This window comes from Pseudomonas fluorescens, from assembly GCF_902498065.1.
GTDB lineage: Bacteria > Pseudomonadota > Gammaproteobacteria > Pseudomonadales > Pseudomonadaceae > Aquipseudomonas > Aquipseudomonas fluorescens_BJ.
The window spans coordinates 631,266-652,832 of sequence record NZ_CABVIR010000003.1 but is presented as its reverse complement, the minus strand read 5'-3'; the positions used below and the strand labels follow the sequence as shown (position 1 = coordinate 652,832).

The 21,567-nt window shown below is 58.9% G+C and carries 19 protein-coding genes; 14 read left to right on the top strand and 5 right to left on the bottom strand.

Annotated elements, in window-relative coordinates; genetic code table 11:
• Together murU and F8N43_RS15760 are read right to left on the bottom strand one after the other, a co-directional pair.
• A complete protein-coding gene (gene murU / locus F8N43_RS15765; RefSeq protein WP_150634278.1) occupies window positions 1-672 on the bottom strand; it encodes an N-acetylmuramate alpha-1-phosphate uridylyltransferase MurU in 672 nt (223 codons plus the stop codon).
• Window positions 669-1,688, bottom strand: a complete 1,020-nt coding sequence (locus F8N43_RS15760; RefSeq protein ID WP_150654014.1) for an aminoglycoside phosphotransferase family protein — start codon at window positions 1,686-1,688, stop codon at window positions 669-671. The genes murU and F8N43_RS15760 overlap by 4 nt, the downstream gene beginning before the upstream one ends.
• Window positions 1,689-1,818: 130 nt before the next feature.
• On the opposite strand from F8N43_RS15760, the gene F8N43_RS15755 reads away from it, so the two are divergent.
• From F8N43_RS15755 to F8N43_RS15705, 11 genes are all read left to right on the top strand, one after another.
• Window positions 1,819-4,617, top strand: coding sequence for an LPS-assembly protein LptD (locus tag F8N43_RS15755; protein WP_150654013.1), 2,799 nt, complete (start codon window positions 1,819-1,821; stop codon window positions 4,615-4,617).
• A complete protein-coding gene (gene surA, locus F8N43_RS15750; protein WP_150639141.1) occupies window positions 4,598-5,914 on the top strand; it encodes a peptidylprolyl isomerase SurA in 1,317 nt (438 codons plus the stop codon). The genes F8N43_RS15755 and surA overlap by 20 nt, the downstream gene beginning before the upstream one ends.
• Window positions 5,911-6,900, top strand: coding sequence for a 4-hydroxythreonine-4-phosphate dehydrogenase PdxA (gene pdxA / locus F8N43_RS15745; RefSeq protein WP_150639140.1), 990 nt, complete (start codon window positions 5,911-5,913; stop codon window positions 6,898-6,900). Before surA ends, pdxA begins: the two co-directional genes overlap by 4 nt.
• The gene (gene rsmA, locus F8N43_RS15740) at window positions 6,897-7,715 is read left to right on the top strand and encodes a 16S rRNA (adenine(1518)-N(6)/adenine(1519)-N(6))-dimethyltransferase RsmA (RefSeq protein ID WP_150634283.1); all 819 of its coding nucleotides are present in this window, start codon (window positions 6,897-6,899) and stop codon (window positions 7,713-7,715) included. Before pdxA ends, rsmA begins: the two co-directional genes overlap by 4 nt.
• A gap of 123 nt (window positions 7,716-7,838) precedes the next feature.
• Window positions 7,839-8,219, top strand: a complete 381-nt coding sequence (gene apaG, locus F8N43_RS15735) for a Co2+/Mg2+ efflux protein ApaG (protein WP_150634284.1) — start codon at window positions 7,839-7,841, stop codon at window positions 8,217-8,219.
• A complete protein-coding gene (locus F8N43_RS15730) occupies window positions 8,219-9,100 on the top strand; it encodes a symmetrical bis(5'-nucleosyl)-tetraphosphatase (RefSeq protein WP_150654012.1) in 882 nt (293 codons plus the stop codon). Before apaG ends, F8N43_RS15730 begins: the two co-directional genes overlap by 1 nt.
• Window positions 9,101-9,133: 33 nt before the next feature.
• Window positions 9,134-9,463: a thiosulfate sulfurtransferase GlpE gene (gene glpE / locus F8N43_RS15725; protein WP_150634286.1), complete on the top strand. Its 330-nt coding sequence runs from the start codon at window positions 9,134-9,136 to the stop codon at window positions 9,461-9,463.
• 296 nt (window positions 9,464-9,759) lie between these two features.
• Window positions 9,760-11,682 (top strand): PrkA family serine protein kinase, encoded by a 1,923-nt coding sequence (locus tag F8N43_RS15720; protein WP_084318392.1) that lies wholly within the window; start codon window positions 9,760-9,762, stop codon window positions 11,680-11,682.
• Between the two features lie 203 nt (window positions 11,683-11,885).
• Entirely contained in the window at window positions 11,886-13,157 is a 1,272-nt protein-coding gene (locus tag F8N43_RS15715) for a YeaH/YhbH family protein (RefSeq protein ID WP_007980218.1), read from the top strand.
• Window positions 13,154-14,716, top strand: coding sequence for a SpoVR family protein (locus tag F8N43_RS15710; protein WP_150654011.1), 1,563 nt, complete (start codon window positions 13,154-13,156; stop codon window positions 14,714-14,716). The genes F8N43_RS15715 and F8N43_RS15710 overlap by 4 nt, the downstream gene beginning before the upstream one ends.
• Window positions 14,717-14,779: 63 nt before the next feature.
• The gene (locus tag F8N43_RS15705) at window positions 14,780-16,009 is read left to right on the top strand and encodes a multifunctional CCA addition/repair protein (protein WP_150654010.1); all 1,230 of its coding nucleotides are present in this window, start codon (window positions 14,780-14,782) and stop codon (window positions 16,007-16,009) included.
• A 95-nt stretch (window positions 16,010-16,104) separates the two neighbouring features.
• Here F8N43_RS15705 and folK read toward each other — a convergent pair whose 3' ends face one another.
• Together folK and folB are read right to left on the bottom strand one after the other, a co-directional pair.
• Window positions 16,105-16,623 (bottom strand): 2-amino-4-hydroxy-6-hydroxymethyldihydropteridine diphosphokinase, encoded by a 519-nt coding sequence (gene folK / locus F8N43_RS15700; protein ID WP_150654009.1) that lies wholly within the window; start codon window positions 16,621-16,623, stop codon window positions 16,105-16,107.
• On the bottom strand, window positions 16,614-16,970 hold the full coding sequence (gene folB, locus F8N43_RS15695; protein WP_008027044.1) for a dihydroneopterin aldolase: 357 nt from the start codon (window positions 16,968-16,970) through the stop codon (window positions 16,614-16,616). Before folB ends, folK begins: the two co-directional genes overlap by 10 nt.
• Before the next feature lie 74 nt (window positions 16,971-17,044).
• On the opposite strand from folB, the gene plsY reads away from it, so the two are divergent.
• Window positions 17,045-17,614: a glycerol-3-phosphate 1-O-acyltransferase PlsY gene (gene plsY, locus F8N43_RS15690; RefSeq protein ID WP_150654008.1), complete on the top strand. Its 570-nt coding sequence runs from the start codon at window positions 17,045-17,047 to the stop codon at window positions 17,612-17,614.
• A gap of 23 nt (window positions 17,615-17,637) precedes the next feature.
• On the opposite strand, the gene tsaD is transcribed toward plsY, so the two are convergent.
• Window positions 17,638-18,663 carry a tRNA (adenosine(37)-N6)-threonylcarbamoyltransferase complex transferase subunit TsaD gene (gene tsaD / locus F8N43_RS15685; protein WP_150633679.1) on the bottom strand — a complete coding sequence of 342 codons (1,026 nt, stop codon included), beginning with the start codon at window positions 18,661-18,663 and terminating at the stop codon, window positions 17,638-17,640.
• Between the two features lie 199 nt (window positions 18,664-18,862).
• On the opposite strand from tsaD, the gene rpsU reads away from it, so the two are divergent.
• Together rpsU and dnaG are read left to right on the top strand one after the other, a co-directional pair.
• Complete coding sequence (gene rpsU, locus F8N43_RS15680) at window positions 18,863-19,078, top strand: 30S ribosomal protein S21 (protein ID WP_002551877.1); 216 nt, start codon at window positions 18,863-18,865, stop codon at window positions 19,076-19,078.
• Between the two features lie 481 nt (window positions 19,079-19,559).
• On the top strand, window positions 19,560-21,539 hold the full coding sequence (dnaG, locus tag F8N43_RS15675) for a DNA primase (protein WP_150633680.1): 1,980 nt from the start codon (window positions 19,560-19,562) through the stop codon (window positions 21,537-21,539).
• The last annotated feature ends 28 nt before the right edge of the window (window positions 21,540-21,567 follow it).

The window sequence follows — 21,567 nt, the reverse complement described above, 5'->3', positions numbered from 1 at the left end:
TCAGCGACTCGCTTCAATCAGAGTTTCAACTTCCGCCAGACGCTCGTGAGTTCCGACATCCACCCACCGACCGTTCAGCCGTTCACCCGAGACCTGTCCATCGGCCATGGCCCTACGCAGCAGCGGTGCCAGCTTGAACGCTCCGGCCGTGCAACCGTCGAACAACTGCGGATGCAACACCGCGATGCCGCTGTAAGTCAGAGTCGGCGTATCAGGCTGGCCATCGTGCACTTGCCCGCCAACCAGCGTGAAATCGCCCGCTGGATGGTGGTTCGGGTTATCCGCCAACACCAGGTGCGCAAGACCGTTGATGGGCTGATGCAACACGCTGAAGTCGTAGTCGGTCCAGATATCACCGTTGACCACCACAAACGCCTCATCGCCCAACAACGGCAATGCGCGGAAAATCCCCCCACCGGTCTCCAGCGGCTCACCTTCGGGCGAGTATTGGATACTCACGCCAAAACGCGAACCATCGCCCAGATAGTCTTCGATCTGCTGCCCCAACCAGGCATGGTTGATCACGATGTCGGTAAACCCGGCCGCGGCCAGCGCGCGCAGGTGATACTCGATCAGCGGCACACCTCCAGCGCGGACCAGCGGTTTTGGCGTGGTCAGGGTCAGCGGACGCATGCGCTCGCCTTTGCCTGCAGCCAGAATCATCGCCTTCATGCATTCGCTCCGGCACGCAGACTCAGCAGCAACACATCCAGCTCAGCCAGTTCAGGACGGCGGGCGATCACGGCATCTATATAAGCAAAGAAGCGCGGCACGTCGGCGAGGTAACGCGGTTTGCCATCGCGATGGCAGATGCGGGCGAAGATGCCGATGACTTTCAGGTGACGCTGCACGCCCATCAGGTCGCTGGCGCGCAGGAAGTCGTCGAAGTCCGGTTGAACCGGAATGCCCAGGGCGCCCGCTTGTTGCCAGTAATCTTCCAGCCAACCGTGCACACGCTCCTCGGGCCAGCTCAAGAAAGCGTCCTTGAACAGGCAGGTCACGTCGTAGGTCACCGGGCCGTAGACCGCGTCCTGGAAATCCAGAACGCCGGGATTCGGCTCGCTGAGCATCAGGTTGCGCGGCATGTAGTCGCGATGCACCAGGACTTTGGGCTGCGCCAACGCGCTGTCGATCAACAGCTCCGTCACGTTCTGCCAGAGCATTTGCTGTGCCGAGTCGAACTCGACGCCCAACTCACGCTTCACAAACCACTCGGGGAACAATTCCAGCTCGCGACGCAACAGCGCCACGTCATAACTCGGCAGCGGTGCAACCATCGGCAACTGCTGAAAAGCCAACAGTGCCTGTAGGGCATCCTTGAACAAATCGTCGGCATTTTCGCTGTCGATGACGTCCAGATAAGTCTGGTTGCCCAGGTCATTGAGTAAAAGAAAACCGCGATCGAGGTCTTCGGCATAAATTTTCGGCACATTTATTCCGGATTTCGCCAGCAAAAAAGCGATATCCACGAAGGGTTTGCAGTTTTCCTGGGGCGGTGGCGCGTCCATTACGATGAAACTTTTGCCGCCGCCTTCCCAACGGAAATAACGCCGAAAACTCGCGTCACTGCTGGCCGCGGTCAACGTGGCCGGGGGTACAACGCCCCAACTCTGCTCTGCAAAGAGGATCGCCAACTGCTCATCGAGCCAAACTTTCAGGTGTTGCAAACGTACATCTTGGTCAGGCATTGCAAGGGTCTCCGACGGCGCTAGCCGTCAAGCGGGTCATGCTTTATTATCCAGCATCTTTTTCAGACCATCGAGAGGCGTGCGGCCCACACCGCGGGCAGATGGCACGCAGGAAGCCCGGACTAATAAGATGGCATTGAAATCCCCCGCGTTTCGTAAAAAATTTCCGTTGTTGGTAACCGGCAGTCTGCTGGCCCTGCAACCTCTAGCCACTTCGTTCGTGGTCGCCGCGGAACAGTATGACTGCTCAGTCTCTGCTTCGGGTGCCTGGAACTGTGCGCCCAAGACGCCGGCGGCTGCATTGCCACCGCGTCCCGTCCATGACGGCAGCGCAGTCTCCGCGACCGGTGAAGCCCCGACCGAGAGTGGCGCCAGCGAAGATACCGGCGCCAAGCCTGTGCTGGTCACCGAATCCAAAGGCCGCGGTCTCAAGTCCCGTAGCGAAGACTACAGTCACCTCGACTGGGTTCCGCGCGAGAAGCTCACTGCAGCGCAATTGGCCGAAACCGGTCCTTACTGCTCTGGTTCCTATATCGAACCGATTCGTCCTGGCATGAATGACAAGACGAATAAAAGTGACGCCCCGACGTTTGTCGGCGCCAAGGCCTCCCGCTACAAGCAGGATGAACAGGTCGCGACCCTCGCGGGCGACGTGGTCTTGCGTCAGGGCAGCATGCAGGCTGAAGCCGACGAAGCGAACCTCTACCAGGCCGAGAGCCGTGGCGAGCTGGATGGCAACGTACGCATTCGCGACAACGGCGCACTGATCGTCGGCGACCACGCCGAAGTGCAGCTCGACACCGGGGAAGCCAAGGTCGACAACGCCGAATACGTGATGCACAAATCCCGTATCCGCGGTAACGCGCTATACGCCAAGCGTGCCGAGAACGCGATCATCCGCCTCAAGGATGGTACGTACACCACGTGCGAACCGAACAGCAACGCCTGGCAGCTCAAGGGCAACAACATCACGTTGAACCCGGCGACCGGTTTCGGTACCGCGACCAACGTGACGCTGCGGGTCAAGGACATTCCGGTTCTGTACACGCCGTACATCTATTTCCCGATCGACGACCGTCGTCAATCCGGTTTCCTGCCGCCGACCATCGGCACCGGCAGCGATACAGGCTTCCTGCTCGTCACGCCGTACTACTTCAACCTGGCACCGAACTACGATGCCACGTTGTACCCGCGCTACATGAGCAAGCGCGGCCTGTTGATGGAAGGCGAATTCCGTTATCTGACCAAGTCCAGCGAAGGTCAGCTCGGCGCCGCTTACCTCAATGATGACAACACCGATCGCAGTCAGCAGACCGACTACGAAAAAACCCGCTACATGTACAACTGGCAGCACAAAGGTGGTCTTGATTCGCGCGTACTGACTCAAGTTGATTACACCAAGATCAGCGATCCGTATTACTTCCAGGATCTGCAGACCGATCAGATTGGTGTGAAGAGCGCGGATTACGTGAACCAGCAGGGCTCCGTCACCTACCGTGGCCACAGCTACACCGCTCGTTTGAACGCCCAGGCCTATCAGCTTGCAACCGTTTCAAACATCACGCCGTATGATCGTTTGCCGCAGCTCACCTTCAACGGTCAACTGCCGGTGCATCCGCAAGGCTTGAATTTCGACTACGAAACAGAAGTCGTGCGGTTTGAGCGGGATCTGGAAACAGGTCAGTTTTCCGATGAAAACGGCGTCCTGTCGCCTCGCTTGGACACCAACGTGACGGGCCTGGCGCGCGCCAACGGTAATCGCCTGAACCTCAAGCCAGGCGTGAACCTGCCGCTGGACTGGACGTATGGATTCATCAAGCCATCGCTCAAGTATCAATACACCCAGTACGATCTTGATCTCGATGGCACCGGTAAAAACGATCTACTGACGAACCGCAATAACGCTTCGGCGCTTGGCGAGTCGTTCAGCAGCTCGCAAAACCGCGGCGTCCCGATCGCCAGCGTCGACAGTGGCCTGTATTTCGATCGCAACACCACCTGGTTCGGCAAGAACTACCGCCAGACCCTGGAACCACGCCTGTTCTACCTGTATGTCCCTGAAGAAGACCAGAAGGACATCCCGGTTTTCGACACCGGCGAGTACACCTTCAACTATGCGTCGCTGTTCCGCGACAACCGTTTCTCGGGCTCCGACCGCGTCGGCGACGAGAACAAACTGTCGCTGGGCGTGACCAACCGCTGGATCGAGGAAGACGGCTTCGAGCGCCAACGCATCAGCGTCGGCCAGGCCTTGTATTTCAAGGATCGCGAAGTCCAGTTGCCGGGTATCGATGCAAAAACCCGCGACGATGCGAATGCCAATGTTTCACCGTATGCGCTGGAATACGAATACCGCTGGAACCGCGATTGGCGCACAACCGCCGATTACAACTGGGATCCGGACAGCCGCAGCCCTCGCTCGGGCAGCGCGATGTTCCACTACCAGCCTGAAGACAACCCGAACAAGGTCATCAACGCCGGCTATCGCTATCGTAATGACCAGGTCCGTTACGACCAGAACACCGGCAAGTGGTCGGTGGGCGGTGGTGACTACGGCACTCCGGGCACCCCGGGCTACGTGAAGGACTACTACAAGATCCAACAGCACGATTTCTCGGTGATCTGGCCGATCGTGCCGCAGTGGAACGCCATCAGTCGCTGGCAGTATGACTACAACCGCAACCGTACCCTGGAAGCCTTCGGTGGTTTCGAGTACGACAACTGCTGCTGGAAACTGCGCCTGATCAATCGGTACTGGGTGTCGTATGACGAGTTCAGTCAGAACGCCCCGGAAAACGAAAAAGGCGACCATGGCATCTTCCTACAAATCGTTCTGAAAGGTCTCGGCGGCCTCACCGGCGCCAAAGTAGAGAGCTTCCTCGACAAAGGCATCCAAGGTTATCGTGAACGTGAAGACCAAGCTTTCTGATTGTCTGCGCCCGCTCGTGCTGGGCGCGCTGTTCCTGGGTACTGCGGCGAATGCCGCGGTACAGTCCATCGATAAAGTGGTGGCCATTGTCGACAACGACGTGGTCATGCAGAGCCAACTGGACCAACGTGTTCATGAAGTTCAGCAAACCATCGCCAAACGCGGTTCTGCCGTACCGCCGGCCGGCGTGCTGGATCAGCAGGTGCTCGAGCGCCTGATCGTCGAAAACCTGCAACTGCAGATCGGCGAACGTTCCGGCATCCGCATTACCGATGAAGAGCTGAACCAGGCGGTCGGCACCATTGCCCAGCGCAACAACATGTCGATTGAACAATTCCGCGCCGCCCTGACTCGCGACGGTCTGTCTTATGACGACGCCCGTGACCAGATTCGCCGGGAAATGATCATCAGCCGTGTACGTCAGCGCCGTGTGGCCGAACGTATCCAGGTGTCCGAGCAGGAAGTGAAGAACTTCCTCGCTTCCGACCTCGGCAAAATGCAGCTGTCCGAAGAATTCCGCTTGGCCAACATTCTGATTCCTACACCGGAAAGCGCCAACTCCGACGCGATTCAGAATGCAGCCAAACAGGCAGACGCGGTTTACCAGCAGCTCAAGCAAGGCGCTGACTTCGGTCAGTTGGCAATCGCCAAATCCGCCAGCGAAACCGCGCTGGAAGGCGGCGACATGGGCTGGCGTAAGGCCGGTCAATTGCCACCTCCGTTCGATCGCATGCTGAGCACCATGTCGGTCGGCGAGGTGACCCAGCCAATGCGCACGCCGGGCGGCTTCATCATCCTGAAGATTCTCGACAAGCGTGGCGGCGAGACCCAGACACGTGACGAAGTGCACGTGCGTCATATCCTGGTCAAACCTAGTCCGATCCGCGACGAAGCGAAAACCAAGGCCCTGGCTCAGTCGCTCTACACCCGTATCGAAGCGGGCGAAGATTTCGGCGATCTGGCGAAAAGCTTCTCGGAAGATCCGGGTTCCGCCCTCAACGGCGGTGATCTGAACTGGATCGACCCAAATGCATTGGTGCCTGAATTCCGCGAAGTGATGGCCAAGACCCCACAAGGTCAGCTGTCCAAGCCGTTCCAGACTCAATATGGCTGGCACGTTCTGGAAGTCCTTGGCCGTCGTGCTACCGACAGCACCACCCAGGCCCGTGAGCAGCAAGCCATGATCGTACTGCGTAACCGCAAATACGACGAAGAGCTGCAAACCTGGCTGCGTCAGATCCGCGACGAAGCTTACGTTGAGATCAAACTCCCTGGTGCAGACCAGGCAGCGCAGTGAAACCCAAACGTTTCGCTCTGACACCCGGTGAACCGGCCGGCATAGGTCCCGACCTGTGCCTGCTGCTCGCCTCGCAAGCCCAGCCACACCCCCTGATTGCCATTACCAGCCGTGACCTGCTCCTTGAGCGGGCCGCGCAGCTGGGCGTGGTCGTCGACTTGCTGCCGGTGACCCCGGGCAACTGGCCGGATGTACCTGCGCCAGCCAACAGCCTGTATGTCTGGGATACACCGCTCAGTGCGCCGGTAATTGCCGGTCAACTCGACAAAGCCAATGCGGCTTTCGTTCTGGAAACCCTGACCCGCGCGGGTCAGGGCTGCCTGGACGGACACTTCGCCGGAATGATCACCGCCCCTGTGCACAAGGGTGTGATCAACGAGTCGGGCATCGCCTTTTCCGGGCATACAGAATTTCTCGCCGACCTGACGCATACCGCACAAGTGGTGATGATGCTCGCGACTCGCGGATTGCGCGTGGCGCTGGTCACCACTCACCTGCCTCTGCGCGAAATTGCCGATGCAATCACGCCGGAGCGTCTGGAGCGGGTTACGCGGATTCTGCATGCCGACCTGCAAGAAAAATTCGGCATCGCCCGGCCACGCATCCTGGTGTGCGGGCTCAACCCGCACGCTGGCGAAGGCGGCCACCTGGGCCATGAAGAAATCGACATCATCGAACCTACATTAGAGCGCCTGCGTGGCGAGGGCATGGACCTTCGCGGTCCCCTGCCCGCCGACACTCTGTTTACCCCCAAATATCTGGAGCACTGCGACGCGGTGCTGGCGATGTACCACGACCAGGGCTTGCCCGTGCTGAAATACAAAGGCTTTGGCGCAGCAGTCAATGTGACCCTCGGCTTGCCGATCATCCGCACGTCGGTCGACCACGGCACCGCCCTGGATCTGGCCGGCAGCGGCAACATCGACACCGGCAGCCTGCAAGTCGCCCTGGAAACCGCCTACCAGATGGCCGAGACCCGTTTATGACCGAGCATTACCAACACAAGGCGCGCAAACGCTTTGGCCAGAACTTCCTGCACGATGCTGGCGTTATCGATCGCATCCTGCGCTCCATCCATGCCAAACCCGAAGACCGCCTGCTGGAAATCGGTCCTGGCCAGGGCGCGCTGACCCAAGGCCTGCTGAACAGCGGCGCGCAGTTGGACGTGGTGGAGCTGGACAAGGACCTGATCCCGATCCTCAACCAACAGTTCGCCGGCAAGAGCAACTTCAACCTGCATCAGGGCGATGCGCTGAAGTTCGACTTCAACAGCCTGAACGCCGCGCCGAACAGCCTGCGCGTGGTGGGCAACCTGCCGTACAACATCTCCACGCCGCTGATTTTCCACCTGCTGAATAACGCAGGCATCATTCGCGACATGCACTTCATGCTGCAGAAGGAAGTGGTCGAACGCCTGGCGGCTGGCCCTGGCGGCGGTGACTGGGGTCGTCTGTCGATCATGGTTCAGTACCACTGTCGCGTAGAGCATCTGTTCAACGTTGGCCCCGGCGCGTTCAACCCGCCGCCGAAAGTCGACTCTGCCATCGTGCGCCTGGTGCCTCACGCCGTACTGCCGCACCCGGCCAAGGATCACAAGCTGCTGGAGCGCGTCGTGCGCGAAGCTTTCAACCAGCGCCGCAAAACTCTGCGCAACACCCTCAAGCTGTTGCTGAGCAACGATGAGATCACCGCCGCCGGTGTCGACGGCAGCCTGCGCCCGGAGCAGCTCGATCTGGCCGCCTTTGTGCGCCTGGCCGACAAGCTCAGCGAACAAGTCCTACAGACTCCCGCCGCCGACTGACAGGCAACAAGCGTTATCGGGTAGGACACCAGCCCCCATGTCTGGTTTACTACCCGATACTTGGCCTAGACTGAGTTCAATCAGCTACGCCCCGCGTCCCGCTTCGTTTTTAAGGCCTCTTGCATGTCCGAACCTCGCTATCAGGTCGACGTCAGCGTCGTCACCCGCTATCTGGCAGAACAATCGCAACCCGAGCAAAACCGCTTTGCCTTCGCTTACACCATCACCGTGCACAACAACGGCGAATTACCGGCCAAACTGTTGTCGCGGCATTGGGTGATCACCGATGGTGACGGGCATGTCGAGGAGGTTCGCGGTGCCGGCGTCGTTGGCCAGCAGCCGTTGATCGAAGCAGGCGAGAGCCACACCTACAGCAGCGGCACGGTGATGACCTCCAAGGTCGGCACCATGCAAGGGACTTATCAGATGCTCGCTAACGACGGCAAACACTTCGAAGCCATCATCGCGCCCTTCCGCCTGGCGGTGCCCGGAGCCCTGCACTGATGGCGACGTATGCCGTCGGTGACCTGCAAGGTTGCCTCGAACCCCTGAAATGCCTGCTTGAACAAGTCGCCTTCGACCCTGCCCGGGACAAACTGTGGCTGGTGGGCGATCTGGTCAACCGTGGCCCGCAGTCGCTGGACACCTTGCGCTTCCTTTATAGCCTGCGCGAGTCGCTGGTGTGTGTTCTCGGCAACCACGATCTTCATCTGCTGGCCGCCGGGCATAACATCGAACGCCTGAAGAAAGCCGACACCCTGCGCGAGATTCTCGAAGCACCTGATCGCGCAGAACTGCTGGAATGGTTGCGCCAGCAAAAGGTCATGCACTACGACGAACAGCGCAACATCGCCCTGGTCCACGCCGGCATACCGCCCCAATGGTCACTTCGTAAAGCCCTGAAGTGCGCCGCCGAGGTCGAAGAAGCCCTGCGCGACGACAACCGTTTCGCACCCTACCTTGATGGCATGTACGGCAACGAACCGCTGAAATGGGACAGTGACCTCAAAGGCGTGACCCGCCTGCGCGTGATCACCAACTATTTCACCCGCATGCGTTTCTGCACCAGCGAAGGCAAACTCGACCTCAAGGGCAAGGAAGGCGCCGATACCGCACCGGCGGGTTATGCGCCGTGGTTTAGCTACAAAGAGCGCAAGACCAAAGACGTGAAGATTATCTTCGGCCACTGGGCGGCACTTGAAGGCCAATGCACCGAGCCGGGTATCTTCGCCCTCGACACCGGTTGTGTCTGGGGTGGCTCAATGACCCTGATGAACGTTGACACCCTTGAGCGCCTGCAGTGCAAATGCGACGAACAGGGCCATACCCAGCCGCCAGTCGCCTCCCCTATTCCCGAGCAAACGTCAGCCAGCGCCCAGCGCTAGACTGCACTTTCAGCCGAGCCACAGGAGCCCGCCATGAGCGAATTCAAACGTATCCCCCCAGAACAGGCCCAAACCCTGCGCGAACAAGGCGCAGTGGTGGTCGATGTTCGAGACCCTGCAACATTTGCCGCGCTGCATATTGCCGGTTCGAAGCATCTGGACAACGTGTCCATCTCGGATTTCATCCGAGCCGCCGATCTTGACGCACCGACGGTCGTGGTCTGCTATCACGGCAATTCCAGCCAAAGCGCGGCGGCCTACCTGATCAGTCAGGGCTTCTCCGACGTCTACAGCATGGATGGCGGCTTTGAGCTGTGGCGTACGACTTATCCTTCGGAAACCGCGCAAGGCACCTCCGAATAATTTTTTTGTAACGTGCAAGCCCCGGCCCCCGCGGGCTCGCGCAGTGGCAGACGAACGGTCTGCCACAACTAATTACGTATCTCGCCTTTACCTCCCGAATAAGCAACTATCCTTAAGCGCAGGCCATCCAAAACAGGGGAGAGCCGGTACACCGGCGCGCGGATCATCGGGAGTAGCTTTCGGGGGAGTCAGCTCCGAAAGAGTTCTGGGGGGTAAACAGCAACTGCATATCCGGTTGCTGCCAGCATCGACTGAATGATCCGGCGTCGGCTCCACGTATCGAGCGAGGTGACGTCATGAGTATCTTTAGCCACTTCCAACAACGATTCGAGTCCACACGCCAGGAAGAACTCACGCTGCAAGAGTATCTTGAACTGTGCAAACAGGACCGCAGCGCCTACGCGTCCGCCGCCGAGCGTCTATTGCTGGCCATCGGAGAGCCGGAGCTGCTCGACACCTCGACCAACTCGAGACTGTCGCGAATCTTCTCCAACAAGGTGATCCGCCGCTATCCGGCCTTTGAAGACTTCCACGGGATGGAAGAATGCATCGACCAGATCGTGTCGTATTTCCGCCATGCCGCTCAGGGCCTGGAAGAGAAGAAACAAATCCTTTATCTGCTCGGTCCCGTCGGTGGCGGTAAATCGTCCCTGGCCGAGAAGCTCAAACAACTGATTGAGAAAGTGCCTTTCTACGCGATCAAGGGCTCGCCGGTCTTCGAGTCGCCGCTGGGTCTGTTCAACGCCACTGAAGATGGCGCGATCCTCGAAGAAGACTTCGGCATTCCACGGCGCTACCTCAACACCATCATGTCGCCATGGGCCACCAAACGCCTGGCCGAGTTCGGCGGCGACATCAGCCAGTTCCGCGTGGTGAAACTCTATCCGTCGATCCTCAACCAGATCGCCGTGGCCAAAACTGAACCGGGCGATGAAAACAACCAGGATATTTCGGCGCTGGTGGGCAAGGTCGATATCCGCAAACTGGAGGAATACCCTCAAAACGACGCCGACGCCTACAGCTACTCGGGCGCTCTGTGCCGGGCCAACCAGGGCCTGATGGAATTCGTCGAAATGTTCAAGGCGCCGATCAAGGTGCTGCACCCATTGCTGACCGCCACTCAGGAAGGCAACTACAACAGTACCGAAGGCCTGGGGGCTATTCCGTTTACCGGGATCCTGCTGGCCCACTCCAACGAATCGGAATGGCACACCTTCCGCAACAACAAGAACAACGAAGCCTTCATCGACCGGATCTACATCGTCAAAGTGCCGTACTGCCTGCGGGTCAGTGACGAAGTGAAGATCTACGACAAACTTCTGTTCAACAGCTCCTTGGCCAAGGCCCATTGCGCGCCCGACACCCTGAAAATGCTCGCCCAGTTCACCGTACTCTCGCGCCTCAAGGAGCCGGAAAACTCGAACATCTACTCCAAGATGCGGGTGTACGACGGCGAAAACCTCAAGGACACCGATCCGAAGGCCAAGTCCATTCAGGAATACCGCGACAACGCCGGTGTCGACGAAGGCATGAACGGTCTGTCGACCCGTTTTGCGTTCAAGATTCTGTCGAAGGTTTTCAACTTCGATCCGCACGAAATCGCCGCCAACCCGGTGCACTTGCTCTATGTGCTGGAACAACAGATCGAACAGGAACAGTTCCAGGCTGAGACCCGCGAACGCTATCTGCGCTTCCTCAAGGAGTACCTGGCGCCGCGTTATATCGAATTCATCGGCAAGGAGATCCAGACCGCCTACCTCGAGTCTTACAGCGAGTACGGCCAGAACATCTTCGATCGCTACGTGCTGTACGCCGACTTCTGGATCCAGGACCAGGAATACCGCGACCCGGAAACCGGCGAGATCCTCAATCGCGTGGCACTGAACGAAGAACTGGAGAAAATCGAAAAACCGGCCGGCATCAGCAATCCGAAGGATTTCCGCAACGAAATTGTCAACTTCGTACTGCGCGCCCGCGCCAACAACAACGGCAAAAACCCGACCTGGCTCAGCTACGAAAAACTGCGGGTGGTCATCGAGAAGAAAATGTTCTCCAACACCGAGGACCTTCTGCCCGTCATCAGCTTCAACGCCAAGGCGAGCAAAGAGGACCAGCAGAAGCACAACGACTTCGTCACACGGATGGTCGAGCGGGGCTACACCGACAAACAGGTACGACTGCTCTCCGAGTGGTACCTGCGAGTCAGAAAATCACAATAACCCGCTGCCGGTCAGACCGGTTGTCGTCAGCCAGAGACCTGTGTACGCATTTTCTGATACACAGGCCTCTGGAAGGTGTTCGAAAGTCGGTAGCGAGTTCAGGCAGCATCAAAGCGCTTGGGGGAGCGTTGAATGTCCCTTGGCCCTCGGTTCGATGCTGCATCACCGCTCGCCCCTTTCAGGACAGCTTCTAAGGAGCAGTCATGAGCTATGTGATCGACCGACGTCTCAATGGCAAGAACAAGAGCACGGTGAACCGCCAGCGGTTTCTGCGGCGTTACCGTGATCACATCAAAAAGGCAGTCGAAGAGGCGGTCAGCCGGCGCTCCATCACCGACATGGAACACGGCGAACAGATCAGCATTCCCGGGCGCGACATCGACGAGCCGGTGCTTCACCACGGTCGCGGGGGCAAACAGACTGTCGTGCACCCGGGCAACAAAGAGTTCACCAGCGGCGAGCACATCGCTCGTCCTCCCGGAGGTGGTGGCGGCAGAGGTCCCGGCAAGGCGGGTAACTCGGGTGAGGGAATGGACGAGTTCGTCTTCCAGATCACCCAGGAGGAGTTCCTCGAGTTCATGTTCGAGGACCTGGAGCTGCCAAATCTGGTCAAGCGCAACCTGACCGGCACCGACACCTTCAAAACCGTTCGTGCAGGCATCAGTAACGAAGGCAACCCGTCGCGGATCAACATCATCCGCACCTTGCGCTCGGCGCATGCGCGACGAATTGCCCTGTCCGGCAGCAGCCGGGCGAAACTGCGCGAAGCCAAAGAGGAATTGCTGCGACTAAAACAGGAAGAACCGGACAACTTCGGCGATATTCAGGAAATCGAGGCAGAAATCGAAAAACTCAGCGCGCGCATTCATCGCGTACCGTTCCTCGACACCTTCGACCTCAAGTACAACCTGCTGATCAAGCAACCCAACCCCAGTTCGAAGGCGGTGATGTTCTGCCTGATGGACGTGTCCGGCTCCATGACCCAGGCGACCAAGGACATCGCCAAGCGTTTCTTTATCCTGTTGTACCTGTTCCTCAAGCGTAACTACGACAAGATTGATGTGGTGTTCATCCGTCACCACACCAGCGCCCGGGAAGTCGACGAGGAGGAGTTTTTCTACTCTCGCGAAACCGGCGGCACCATTGTTTCCAGCGCCTTGAAGCTGATGCAGGAAATCATGGCCGAGCGCTACCCGAGCAACGAGTGGAACATCTACGCCGCCCAGGCTTCCGACGGCGATAACTGGAATGACGATTCGCCGATCTGCCGCGACATTCTGATCAACCAGATCATGCCGTTCGTGCAGTACTACACTTACGTCGAGATCACCCCGCGCGAACACCAGGCCCTGTGGTTCGAGTACGAGCGAATTGCCGAAGCCTTTTCTGACACTTTTGCCCAGCAACAACTGGTCTCGGCCGGGGATATCTACCCGGTCTTCCGTGAACTCTTCCAGCGCAGGTTAGTGACATGACCGCCAAAGAGCAGAAACGCCAACCCATTTCCACCGGCTCCGAATGGACGTTCGAGCTGATCCAGGCCTACGACCGCGAAATCAGTCGTATTGCGGCTCGCTATGCGCTCGACACCTACCCCAACCAGATCGAAGTGATCACGGCCGAACAGATGATGGACGCCTACGCTTCCGTCGGCATGCCGCTGGGTTATCACCATTGGTCGTACGGCAAACATTTCCTTAGCACCGAAAAATCCTACTCCCGTGGGCAGATGGGGCTGGCCTACGAAATCGTGATCAACTCCGACCCCTGCATCGCCTACCTGATGGAAGAAAACACCATCTGCATGCAGGCGTTGGTGGTGGCCCACGCTTGTTACGGGCACAACAGCTTCTTCAAAGGCAACTACCTGTTCCGCACCTGGACCGACGCCAGTTCGATCATTGATTACCTGGTGTTCGCCAAGCAGTACATCATGCAGTGCGAAGAGCGCCATGGCATCGATGCGGTCGAGGACCTGCTGGACTCCTGTCATGCGCTGATGAACTACGGTGTTGACCGCTACAAACGCCCCTACCCGATTTCCGCCGAGGAAGAACGTCGTCGGCAAAAGGACCGGGAGGAGCATTTGCAGAAACAGATCAACGATCTGTGGCGCACCATTCCGAAAGGCGCAGACAAGTACAGCGACCGGGACAATGCACGCTTCCCCGCCGAACCACAGGAAAACATCCTGTACTTCATCGAAAAACATGCGCCGCTGCTGGAGCCCTGGCAGCGGGAGATCGTGCGCATCGTGCGCAAGATCGCCCAGTACTTCTACCCGCAACGCCAGACCCAGGTGATGAACGAAGGCTGGGCCACGTTCTGGCATTACACCCTGATGAACGATCTGTATGACGAGGGCCTGGTCACCGACGGTTTCATGATGGAGTTCCTGACGTCCCACACCAGCGTGGTCTTTCAGCCGGGTTTCGACAGCCCGTACTACAACGGCATCAACCCCTACACCCTGGGCTTTGCGATGTACCGGGACATCCGGCGCATGTGTGAACACCCGACCGAAGAGGATTACCGCTGGTTCCCGGAAATTGCCGGCACCGACTGGTTGTCGTCCATCAAATTCGCGATGAGCAGCTTCAAGGATGAAAGCTTTATCCTGCAGTACTTGTCGCCGAAAGTGATCCGTGACCTGAAATTGTTCAGCATTCTCGATGATGACCAGAAGGACGACCTGCTGGTACCGGCCATCCACGACGAAGATGGCTACCGCACCATACGAGAAACCCTGGCCGCGCAGTACAACCTGGGCAATCGCGAACCCAACATCCAGATCTACAGCATCGACCGCCGCGGCGACCGCTCCCTGACCCTTCGTCACCAACAGCACGACCGCAAACCGCTGGGCGAGTCCACCGAAGAAGTGCTTAAACACTTGCACCGCCTCTGGGGCTTCGACATACACCTGGAAACCCTGCAAGGGGACCAAGTGATGAAAACCCACCACGTACCGCCCAGGAGCGAGCACAGCGAAGGCGATTACGGCCGACTGGACCTGGCCGTCATTCATCTTTGATCCTGTTTGTGCCTCCGGAAGTTCGACGCAACGGTTATTCTGTCGGGCTAACGGAGGTTTTTTATGCAGATTTATAAAGTCGGCGGCGCGGTACGCGATCGGCTGCTGGGCAAACCTGTCACCGATGTCGACTGGGTTGTAGTCGGCGCCACCACCGAAGAAATGCTCGCCAAGGGCTTTCGCCCGGTAGGTGCGGACTTCCCGGTGTTTCTTCACCCGAAAAGCGGTGAGGAATACGCCCTCGCCCGCACTGAACGCAAAAGCGGGCGCGGCTACGGCGGCTTCACCTTTCATGCCAGCCCAGAAGTGACCCTCGAAGAAGACTTGATTCGTCGCGACCTGACGATCAACGCCATGGCTGAAGACGATCAGCAGAATTTGACCGATCCCTACCATGGGCAGCGCGATCTCGAAGCTCGCATTCTGCGCCACGTTTCCCCCGCTTTCGCCGAAGATCCGCTGCGTGTTCTGCGTGTTGCGCGCTTTGCCGCTCGTTATGCGGAGTTGGGCTTTACCGTCGCACCGGAAACGCTGGAGCTGATGCGCCAACTCAGCGAGTCGGGCGAGCTGGAGGCTTTGACCGCCGAACGTAGCTGGAAAGAGATTTCCCGGGCACTGCTGGAAGATCAGCCACAGGTATTTATCGAAGTGCTGCGCGAGTGCGGCGCTCTCCAGGTACTGATGCCGGAGGTCGATGCACTGTTCGGCGTACCACAACCGGAAGCTCATCACCCCGAAATCGACACGGGCGTGCACACTTTGAGCGTGCTTGAACAATCAGCGCTGCACAAACAACCGCTGACTGTGCGTTGGGCTTGCCTGTTGCATGACCTGGGCAAAGGACTGACGCCGAAAGAAGACTGGCCCCGACACATCGCCCACGAACACACAGGCCTGAAGCTGATCAAAGCGGTCAATGAACGCTTCAAGGCACCGAAAGACTGCCAGGAACTGGCCTTGCTGGTGGGCCAGTATCACACCCATGGCCATCGCGCCCTGGAGCTGAAGCCATCGACGCTGCTGGAGCTGCTGCAGAGTTTCGACGTTTACCGTCGCCCGCAGCGGTTTGAAGAGTTTATTGCAGCGTGCGAAATGGACGCGCGCGGGCGCAAAGGGCTGGAACAGAGGAGTTATCCACAGGCGGATTATTTGCGTGGAGCGGCGACTTCGGCGCGAAGCGTGGCGGTACAGCCGTTGCTGGAGAAGGGATTCAAGGGGCCGGAGCTGGGTGAGGCAATCAAGCGTGAGCGGCTCAAGGCCTTGAAGGCTTACAAAGAGGCGGCGTCTGCCTAAAAGCATCGTCGGATCGCCGCCCGGAACAAGCCCGCTCCCACAGGGTTTTCACCGTACCTGTGGGAGCGGGCTTGCCCGCGATGACGTCATCCGCCTTACAACAAATCTGAAGGGGTCAACTGCTGGCCGCGCCACTCAAACGCCACCGGCGCCAACACCTGATCAATCTGCGCTTCGCCCCACAACGTCGCAAAACTTTTGCCTACCCCCGGGTGCACGCGATCCGGCGCAATCAGCGACAACGGCCACAACACGAAGGCATTTTTCAGTATCTCTGCGCGCGGCAGAATCAGACCATCGAAGTTGCCCACCAGATCGCCAAACAACAGAACGTCGATATCCAGCGGCAAACCCTTGCGGTCCGGCGCATAGCGGCCGTTATCTGCCTCGATGAATTTCAGTCGACGGTCCAGTTCTATCAGCGGTAAATCGGTGAAAGCCGAGACAACGAAATTGAAGAACGGCCCACTCTTGATCCCCACAGGCTGGCTTTCAAACACCGCCGAGCACTTGATATCCACCAGAAAACCCGCCAGGGCTTCCAGGCCAGCCTGCAAATGGGTTTCGCGCTCGATATTGCTCCCGAGCCCGAGATACACCTGAGTCAGCGACATCCGCGCTCGATCTCCACACCCACACCACCGGTGGCCGCCGGGACTGCACCTGGCTTGGTCAGTTTGAGACGCATCCAGGTGATGTTGAATTCGCTCATCAGCACTTCAACCAGGCGCTCGGCAAAGGTCTCGACCAGCTGGAACTGCGCCTGCTCGGCAAAGGCCTGGATGCGCGACGAAACACTCGCGTAATCGAGCGCCAGGGTCAGATCATCGCCGGCCGCGGCCGGACGGTTGTCCCAGGCGAAGCTGAGATCAAGACGCAAGCACTGTCGGATGCCTCGCTCCCAGTCGTAGGCACCAATCACGGTGTCGACTTCCAGGCCCTCGATAAACACTCTGTCCAAGCACTTTTCTCCGCTGCACGACAAGGGCGCAATGCGCCGTTAGAATCAGGGCGTCCTCGCCCGGAATAGTTAGCATGTTTTGGTTACTGGCGACTCTCGCCTACCTGCTCGGCTCTCTGTCCTTCGCCATTTTGCTCAGCCGCCTGACCGGTAACCCCGATCCGCGAATGAGTGGCTCGGGCAATGCCGGTGCCACCAACATGTTGCGCCTGGCCGGCAAGAAACTCGCCATCCTGACCTTGATCGGCGACCTCTGCAAAGGGCTGCTGCCGGTGCTGATCGCCGGTGTTGCGGGCCTTTCGCTGCAAGAACAGGCCTGGATCGGCGTATGTGCCGTCATCGGTCACCTGTTCCCGCTGTATTTTCGCTTTCGCGGTGGCAAAGGTGTCGCCACTGCTGCCGGCATGTTACTGGGGCTTTACCCGCCAGCCGCCCTGCTGGCGGTCTGTGCCTGGCTGTTGACGTTCTACCTGACCCGTACCAGCTCACTCGCCGCGCTGATCGCCACACCGCTGACCCTGCCGTTGCTGGCCTGGCAGGAACCGGCGGCCTTGTTGCCCATGAGCGCGCTCACGGGCCTGATCGTCTGGCGTCATCGGGGCAATCTACGCGACCTGTTTGCCGGGCGCGAACGGCATTTTTAAATACCGGACGTGAGCGCCATTCATCACAGCCCCGACAATTGCTCCATCGGCCAGCGCGCCTGCACGCTGATCGCCAGGCTTTCGTGCTGGCCGGCCTGCAAGCGTTGGCAGCCGGCAAACGCAATCATTGCGCCGTTGTCGGTGCAGAACTCCGGACGGGCGTAAAACACGTCGCCCTTCATGTCGCCGAGCATTTTCTCCAGTGACGTGCGCAACGCCTTGTTGGCGCTGACGCCGCCTGCGATCACCAGACGCTTCATGCCCGCCTGTTTCAGGGCACGCTTGCACTTGATGGTCAAAGTCTCCACCACGGCCTGCTGGAACGCCAGCGCGATGTCGCAACGGGCTTGCTCGCTGTCGTCCCCGGCGCTGACGCTCTGCTGCCAGGTGTTCAGGGCGAAGGTTTTCAGGCCGCTGAAGCTGAAAGCCAGGCCCGGGCGGTCGCACATCGGACGCGGAAAAGTGAAACGTCCTGCAACGCCTTGCTCCGCCAGACGAGCAATTTCCGGTCCGCCCGGATAATTCAGGCCCATCATCTTCGCGGTCTTGTCGAAGGCTTCACCGGCGGCATCGTCGAGGGTCTCGCCCAAGAGCGTGTATTGACCGATCCCGTCGACCTGAACCAGCTGCGTATGACCACCCGACACCAACAAAGCGACGAACGGAAATTCCGGTGGCTGCGACTCCAGCATCGGCGCCAGCAAATGACCTTCCATGTGGTGCACGCCGAGCGCCGGAATGCCCCAGGCAAAGGCCAGCGCCTGAGCGCAGGAAGCACCGACCAGCAGCGCACCGACCAGCCCCGGACCCGCGGTATAGGCGATCGCATCGATTTCGGTGGGCACGCAGTCCGCCTCGGCCAACACCTGACGAATCAAGGGCAGCATGCGTTTGACGTGGTCACGCGAGGCCAGCTCCGGCACCACGCCGCCATAGGCGCGGTGCAGGTCGATCTGACTGAACAGCGCGTCGGCCAGCAGGCCGCGTTCACTGTCATATAATGCGACACCGGTTTCGTCGCAGGAGGTTTCTAATCCCAGTACTAGCATGGGTTTGCGCCTTGTTTAGGCTGAATTCGAAGGCGCGCATAATAGTCGCCATGTGATGCCCCGACTAGCGGTTTTCGATCAGAGGCTTTGCATTCCGAGCGATGAGGGGTTAACATCCGCAACCCTTAAAAACCGACGTCTTCAAGTGCTCTTTTGCCGCGAGGATGTTGACCCCGGTAATGAATGAAGGTAGCTCTGGATGCCAGCCGTCAAAGTAAAAGAGAACGAACCCTTCGACGTAGCTCTGCGTCGTTTCAAGCGCTCCTGCGAAAAAGCCGGTGTACTGGCTGAAGTTCGTAGCCGCGAATTTTACGAGAAGCCAACTTCTGAGCGTAAGCGCAAAGCAGCAGCCGCTGTTAAGCGTCACGCCAAGAAAGTTCAGCGCGAACAGCGCCGCGCCGTTCGTCTGTACTAATACACAGACGTTCGTAGCAAGCTTCTGCCAAGCCCGGCCCTCAGCCGGGCTAATGGCATTTGCGGACAACGCTTGATGCTTCACCGTCAAAGCCGCAGACGCGACCGAGACAAACCTGCTTCACAGCGTCAGACCTGGCTCTTTTGCCAGCGGTGCACGTCTTTTCTGACGAGCCTTCCAAGGCTACTGACGAGCACACCCACTGATTCCTCTCACGACGATCAGCCCAAGGCACCTTCTTGCGTGCCCGCTTATGAGCTATCCGAGGCCATCGACAGGCCGCAGCGGATTCAGCGAAACACTTTCAAATAGTCGAATACTGATTGGCATTAACGTCAGTGGATTTTCGGCAGATACACTTCCCGACAGCGATTATGCAGACGACACTGGTCGAGCCGCACATTTTGCGCGCCTCAAACTACGACCTGTATTCGGCCGCCCTTCGTTTCGGGTCCATTTCAGCGCAGATGACGAGACCGCCATGGCCGGGCTAATTCCCCAGAGCTTCATTGACGACCTTCTGAACCGCACCGACATCGTCGATGTGGTCAGCTCGCGCCTGCAACTGAAAAAGGCCGGCAAGAACTACACCGCCTGCTGCCCGTTCCACAAAGAGAAAACCCCCTCCTTCAGCGTCAGCCCCGACAAGCAGTTCTATTACTGCTTCGGCTGCGGCGCTGGCGGTAACGCCCTCGGCTTCATGATGGACCACGACAACCTGGACTTCATCCAGGCTGTCGAAGAACTGGCCAAAGCCGCCGGCATGGAAATCCCCCGCGAAGAAAGCGGCCGGCCGCACAAACCGCGGCAGCCGACCGATTCGCCGCTGTACCCGTTGCTCACCGCCGCCGCCGATTTCTACCGGCAGGCACTGAAAAGCCATCCATCGCGCAAAGCCGCGGTGGATTACTTGAAGGGACGCGGACTGACCGGCGAGATCGCCCGGGACTTCGGCCTCGGTTTCGCTCCGCCCGGCTGGGACAATCTGTTCAAGCACCTGAGCAGCGATACCCTGCAACAGAAAGCCATGGTCGACGCCGGCCTGCTGATCGAAAACGCCGAAACCGGCAAACGCTATGACCGCTTCCGCGATCGCGTGATGTTTCCGATCCGCGACAGCCGCGGGCGCATCATTGCCTTTGGTGGCCGGGTATTGGGCGATGACAAACCGAAATACCTGAACTCACCGGAAACCCCGGTATTCCATAAGGGCCAGGAACTCTACGGCCTTTATGAAGCACGCAAAAACAACCGTAATCTCGACGAAATCATTGTCGTCGAAGGCTACATGGACGTCATCGCCCTCGCCCAGCAAGGCCTGCGCAATGCCGTCGCCACACTCGGCACCGCCACCAGCGAAGAGCACTTGAAGCGACTGTTTCGCGTCGTGCCCAACGTTTTGTTCTGCTTCGACGGCGACCAGGCTGGCCGTAACGCCGCATGGCGAGCATTGGAAGCCACCCTGCCCTGCCTGCAAGACGGGCGGCGGGCGCGCTTTCTGTTCCTGCCCGAGGGCGAAGACCCGGACACCCTGGTCCGCTCCGAAGGCACTGATGCTTTCCGCGCGCGAATCAACCAGCACGCGCAGCCGCTGGCAGACTACTTTTTTCAGCAACTGACCGAGGAATCGGACCCGCGCTCGCTCGAAGGCAAGGCCCACATGGCCACCCTCGCGGCGCCGCTGATCGACAAGGTCCCAGGCGCGAACCTGCGCATCCTCATGCGCAAGCGCCTGAGCGAAATCACCGGGCTCAGTGGCGAGGCCGTGAGCCAACTGGTGCAAAGCGCACCCCAGGACGCGCCACCGGCCTATGACCCAGGCATCGATTACGACGCGATGCCGGATTACAGCGACTACCATCAGCCGCAAGCACAAGACATGTACGCGCCGCAGCAGGAATGGACGCCGAAGAAACCCGGCGCCGGCGGCAAGAAATGGGACAAGAAACCGTGGGACAAGAATGGCAAGCGCGGCGGTGATCGCGATCAACAGAGCGCCCCGCGCACGCCGATTGCCGTGGAAGCCCCGACACTGATTGCGCTTCGTACGCTCATTCATCACCCGGAGCTGGCTGGCAAGGTCGAAACCGCCGATCACTTCGCCAATGAGAGCAACACCTACGCGCAATTGCTGGTGGCCCTGATCGAGGCCGTGCAAAAAAATCCTAAGCTAAACTCAATTCAGTTAATGGCCCGTTGGCACGGGACTGAACAGGGGCGCCTTCTCAAAGCCTTGGCCGAAAAGGAATGGCTGATTGAAGGCGATAACCTTGAACAACAGTTTTTAGACACCATTACTAGGCTATCAACCGGTCAACACACCGATAGCCTGGAAGCACTTATCAGAAAAGCAAGGCAGCCAGGATTGACCGCAGAGGAAGCAAATCAGATCGCAAATCAGATGCGCGACCTATTAAAACGCAATATGGCTACACCAAACCCGACCTCAACTGGCGCGTGAGGTCATAGCTCAGGTATAATCCTCGGCT

What these genes read in the sequence shown, in the direction of transcription:
- murU (WP_150634278.1), bottom strand. Translation starts at nt 672, where the DNA reads ATGAAGGCGATGATTCTGGCTGCAGGCAAAGGCGAGCGCATGCGTCCG.
- F8N43_RS15760 (WP_150654014.1), bottom strand. Translation starts at nt 1,688, where the DNA reads ATGCCTGACCAAGATGTACGTTTGCAACACCTGAAAGTTTGGCTCGAT.
- F8N43_RS15755 (WP_150654013.1), top strand. Translation starts at nt 1,819, where the DNA reads ATGGCATTGAAATCCCCCGCGTTTCGTAAAAAATTTCCGTTGTTGGTA.
- rsmA (WP_150634283.1), top strand. Translation starts at nt 6,897, where the DNA reads ATGACCGAGCATTACCAACACAAGGCGCGCAAACGCTTTGGCCAGAAC.
- apaG (WP_150634284.1), top strand. Translation starts at nt 7,839, where the DNA reads ATGTCCGAACCTCGCTATCAGGTCGACGTCAGCGTCGTCACCCGCTAT.
- F8N43_RS15730 (WP_150654012.1), top strand. Translation starts at nt 8,219, where the DNA reads ATGGCGACGTATGCCGTCGGTGACCTGCAAGGTTGCCTCGAACCCCTG.
- glpE (WP_150634286.1), top strand. Translation starts at nt 9,134, where the DNA reads ATGAGCGAATTCAAACGTATCCCCCCAGAACAGGCCCAAACCCTGCGC.
- F8N43_RS15720 (WP_084318392.1), top strand. Translation starts at nt 9,760, where the DNA reads ATGAGTATCTTTAGCCACTTCCAACAACGATTCGAGTCCACACGCCAG.
- F8N43_RS15715 (WP_007980218.1), top strand. Translation starts at nt 11,886, where the DNA reads ATGAGCTATGTGATCGACCGACGTCTCAATGGCAAGAACAAGAGCACG.
- F8N43_RS15710 (WP_150654011.1), top strand. Translation starts at nt 13,154, where the DNA reads ATGACCGCCAAAGAGCAGAAACGCCAACCCATTTCCACCGGCTCCGAA.
- F8N43_RS15705 (WP_150654010.1), top strand. Translation starts at nt 14,780, where the DNA reads ATGCAGATTTATAAAGTCGGCGGCGCGGTACGCGATCGGCTGCTGGGC.
- folK (WP_150654009.1), bottom strand. Translation starts at nt 16,623, where the DNA reads ATGTCGCTGACTCAGGTGTATCTCGGGCTCGGGAGCAATATCGAGCGC.
- plsY (WP_150654008.1), top strand. Translation starts at nt 17,045, where the DNA reads ATGTTTTGGTTACTGGCGACTCTCGCCTACCTGCTCGGCTCTCTGTCC.
- tsaD (WP_150633679.1), bottom strand. Translation starts at nt 18,663, where the DNA reads ATGCTAGTACTGGGATTAGAAACCTCCTGCGACGAAACCGGTGTCGCA.
- rpsU (WP_002551877.1), top strand. Translation starts at nt 18,863, where the DNA reads ATGCCAGCCGTCAAAGTAAAAGAGAACGAACCCTTCGACGTAGCTCTG.
- dnaG (WP_150633680.1), top strand. Translation starts at nt 19,560, where the DNA reads ATGGCCGGGCTAATTCCCCAGAGCTTCATTGACGACCTTCTGAACCGC.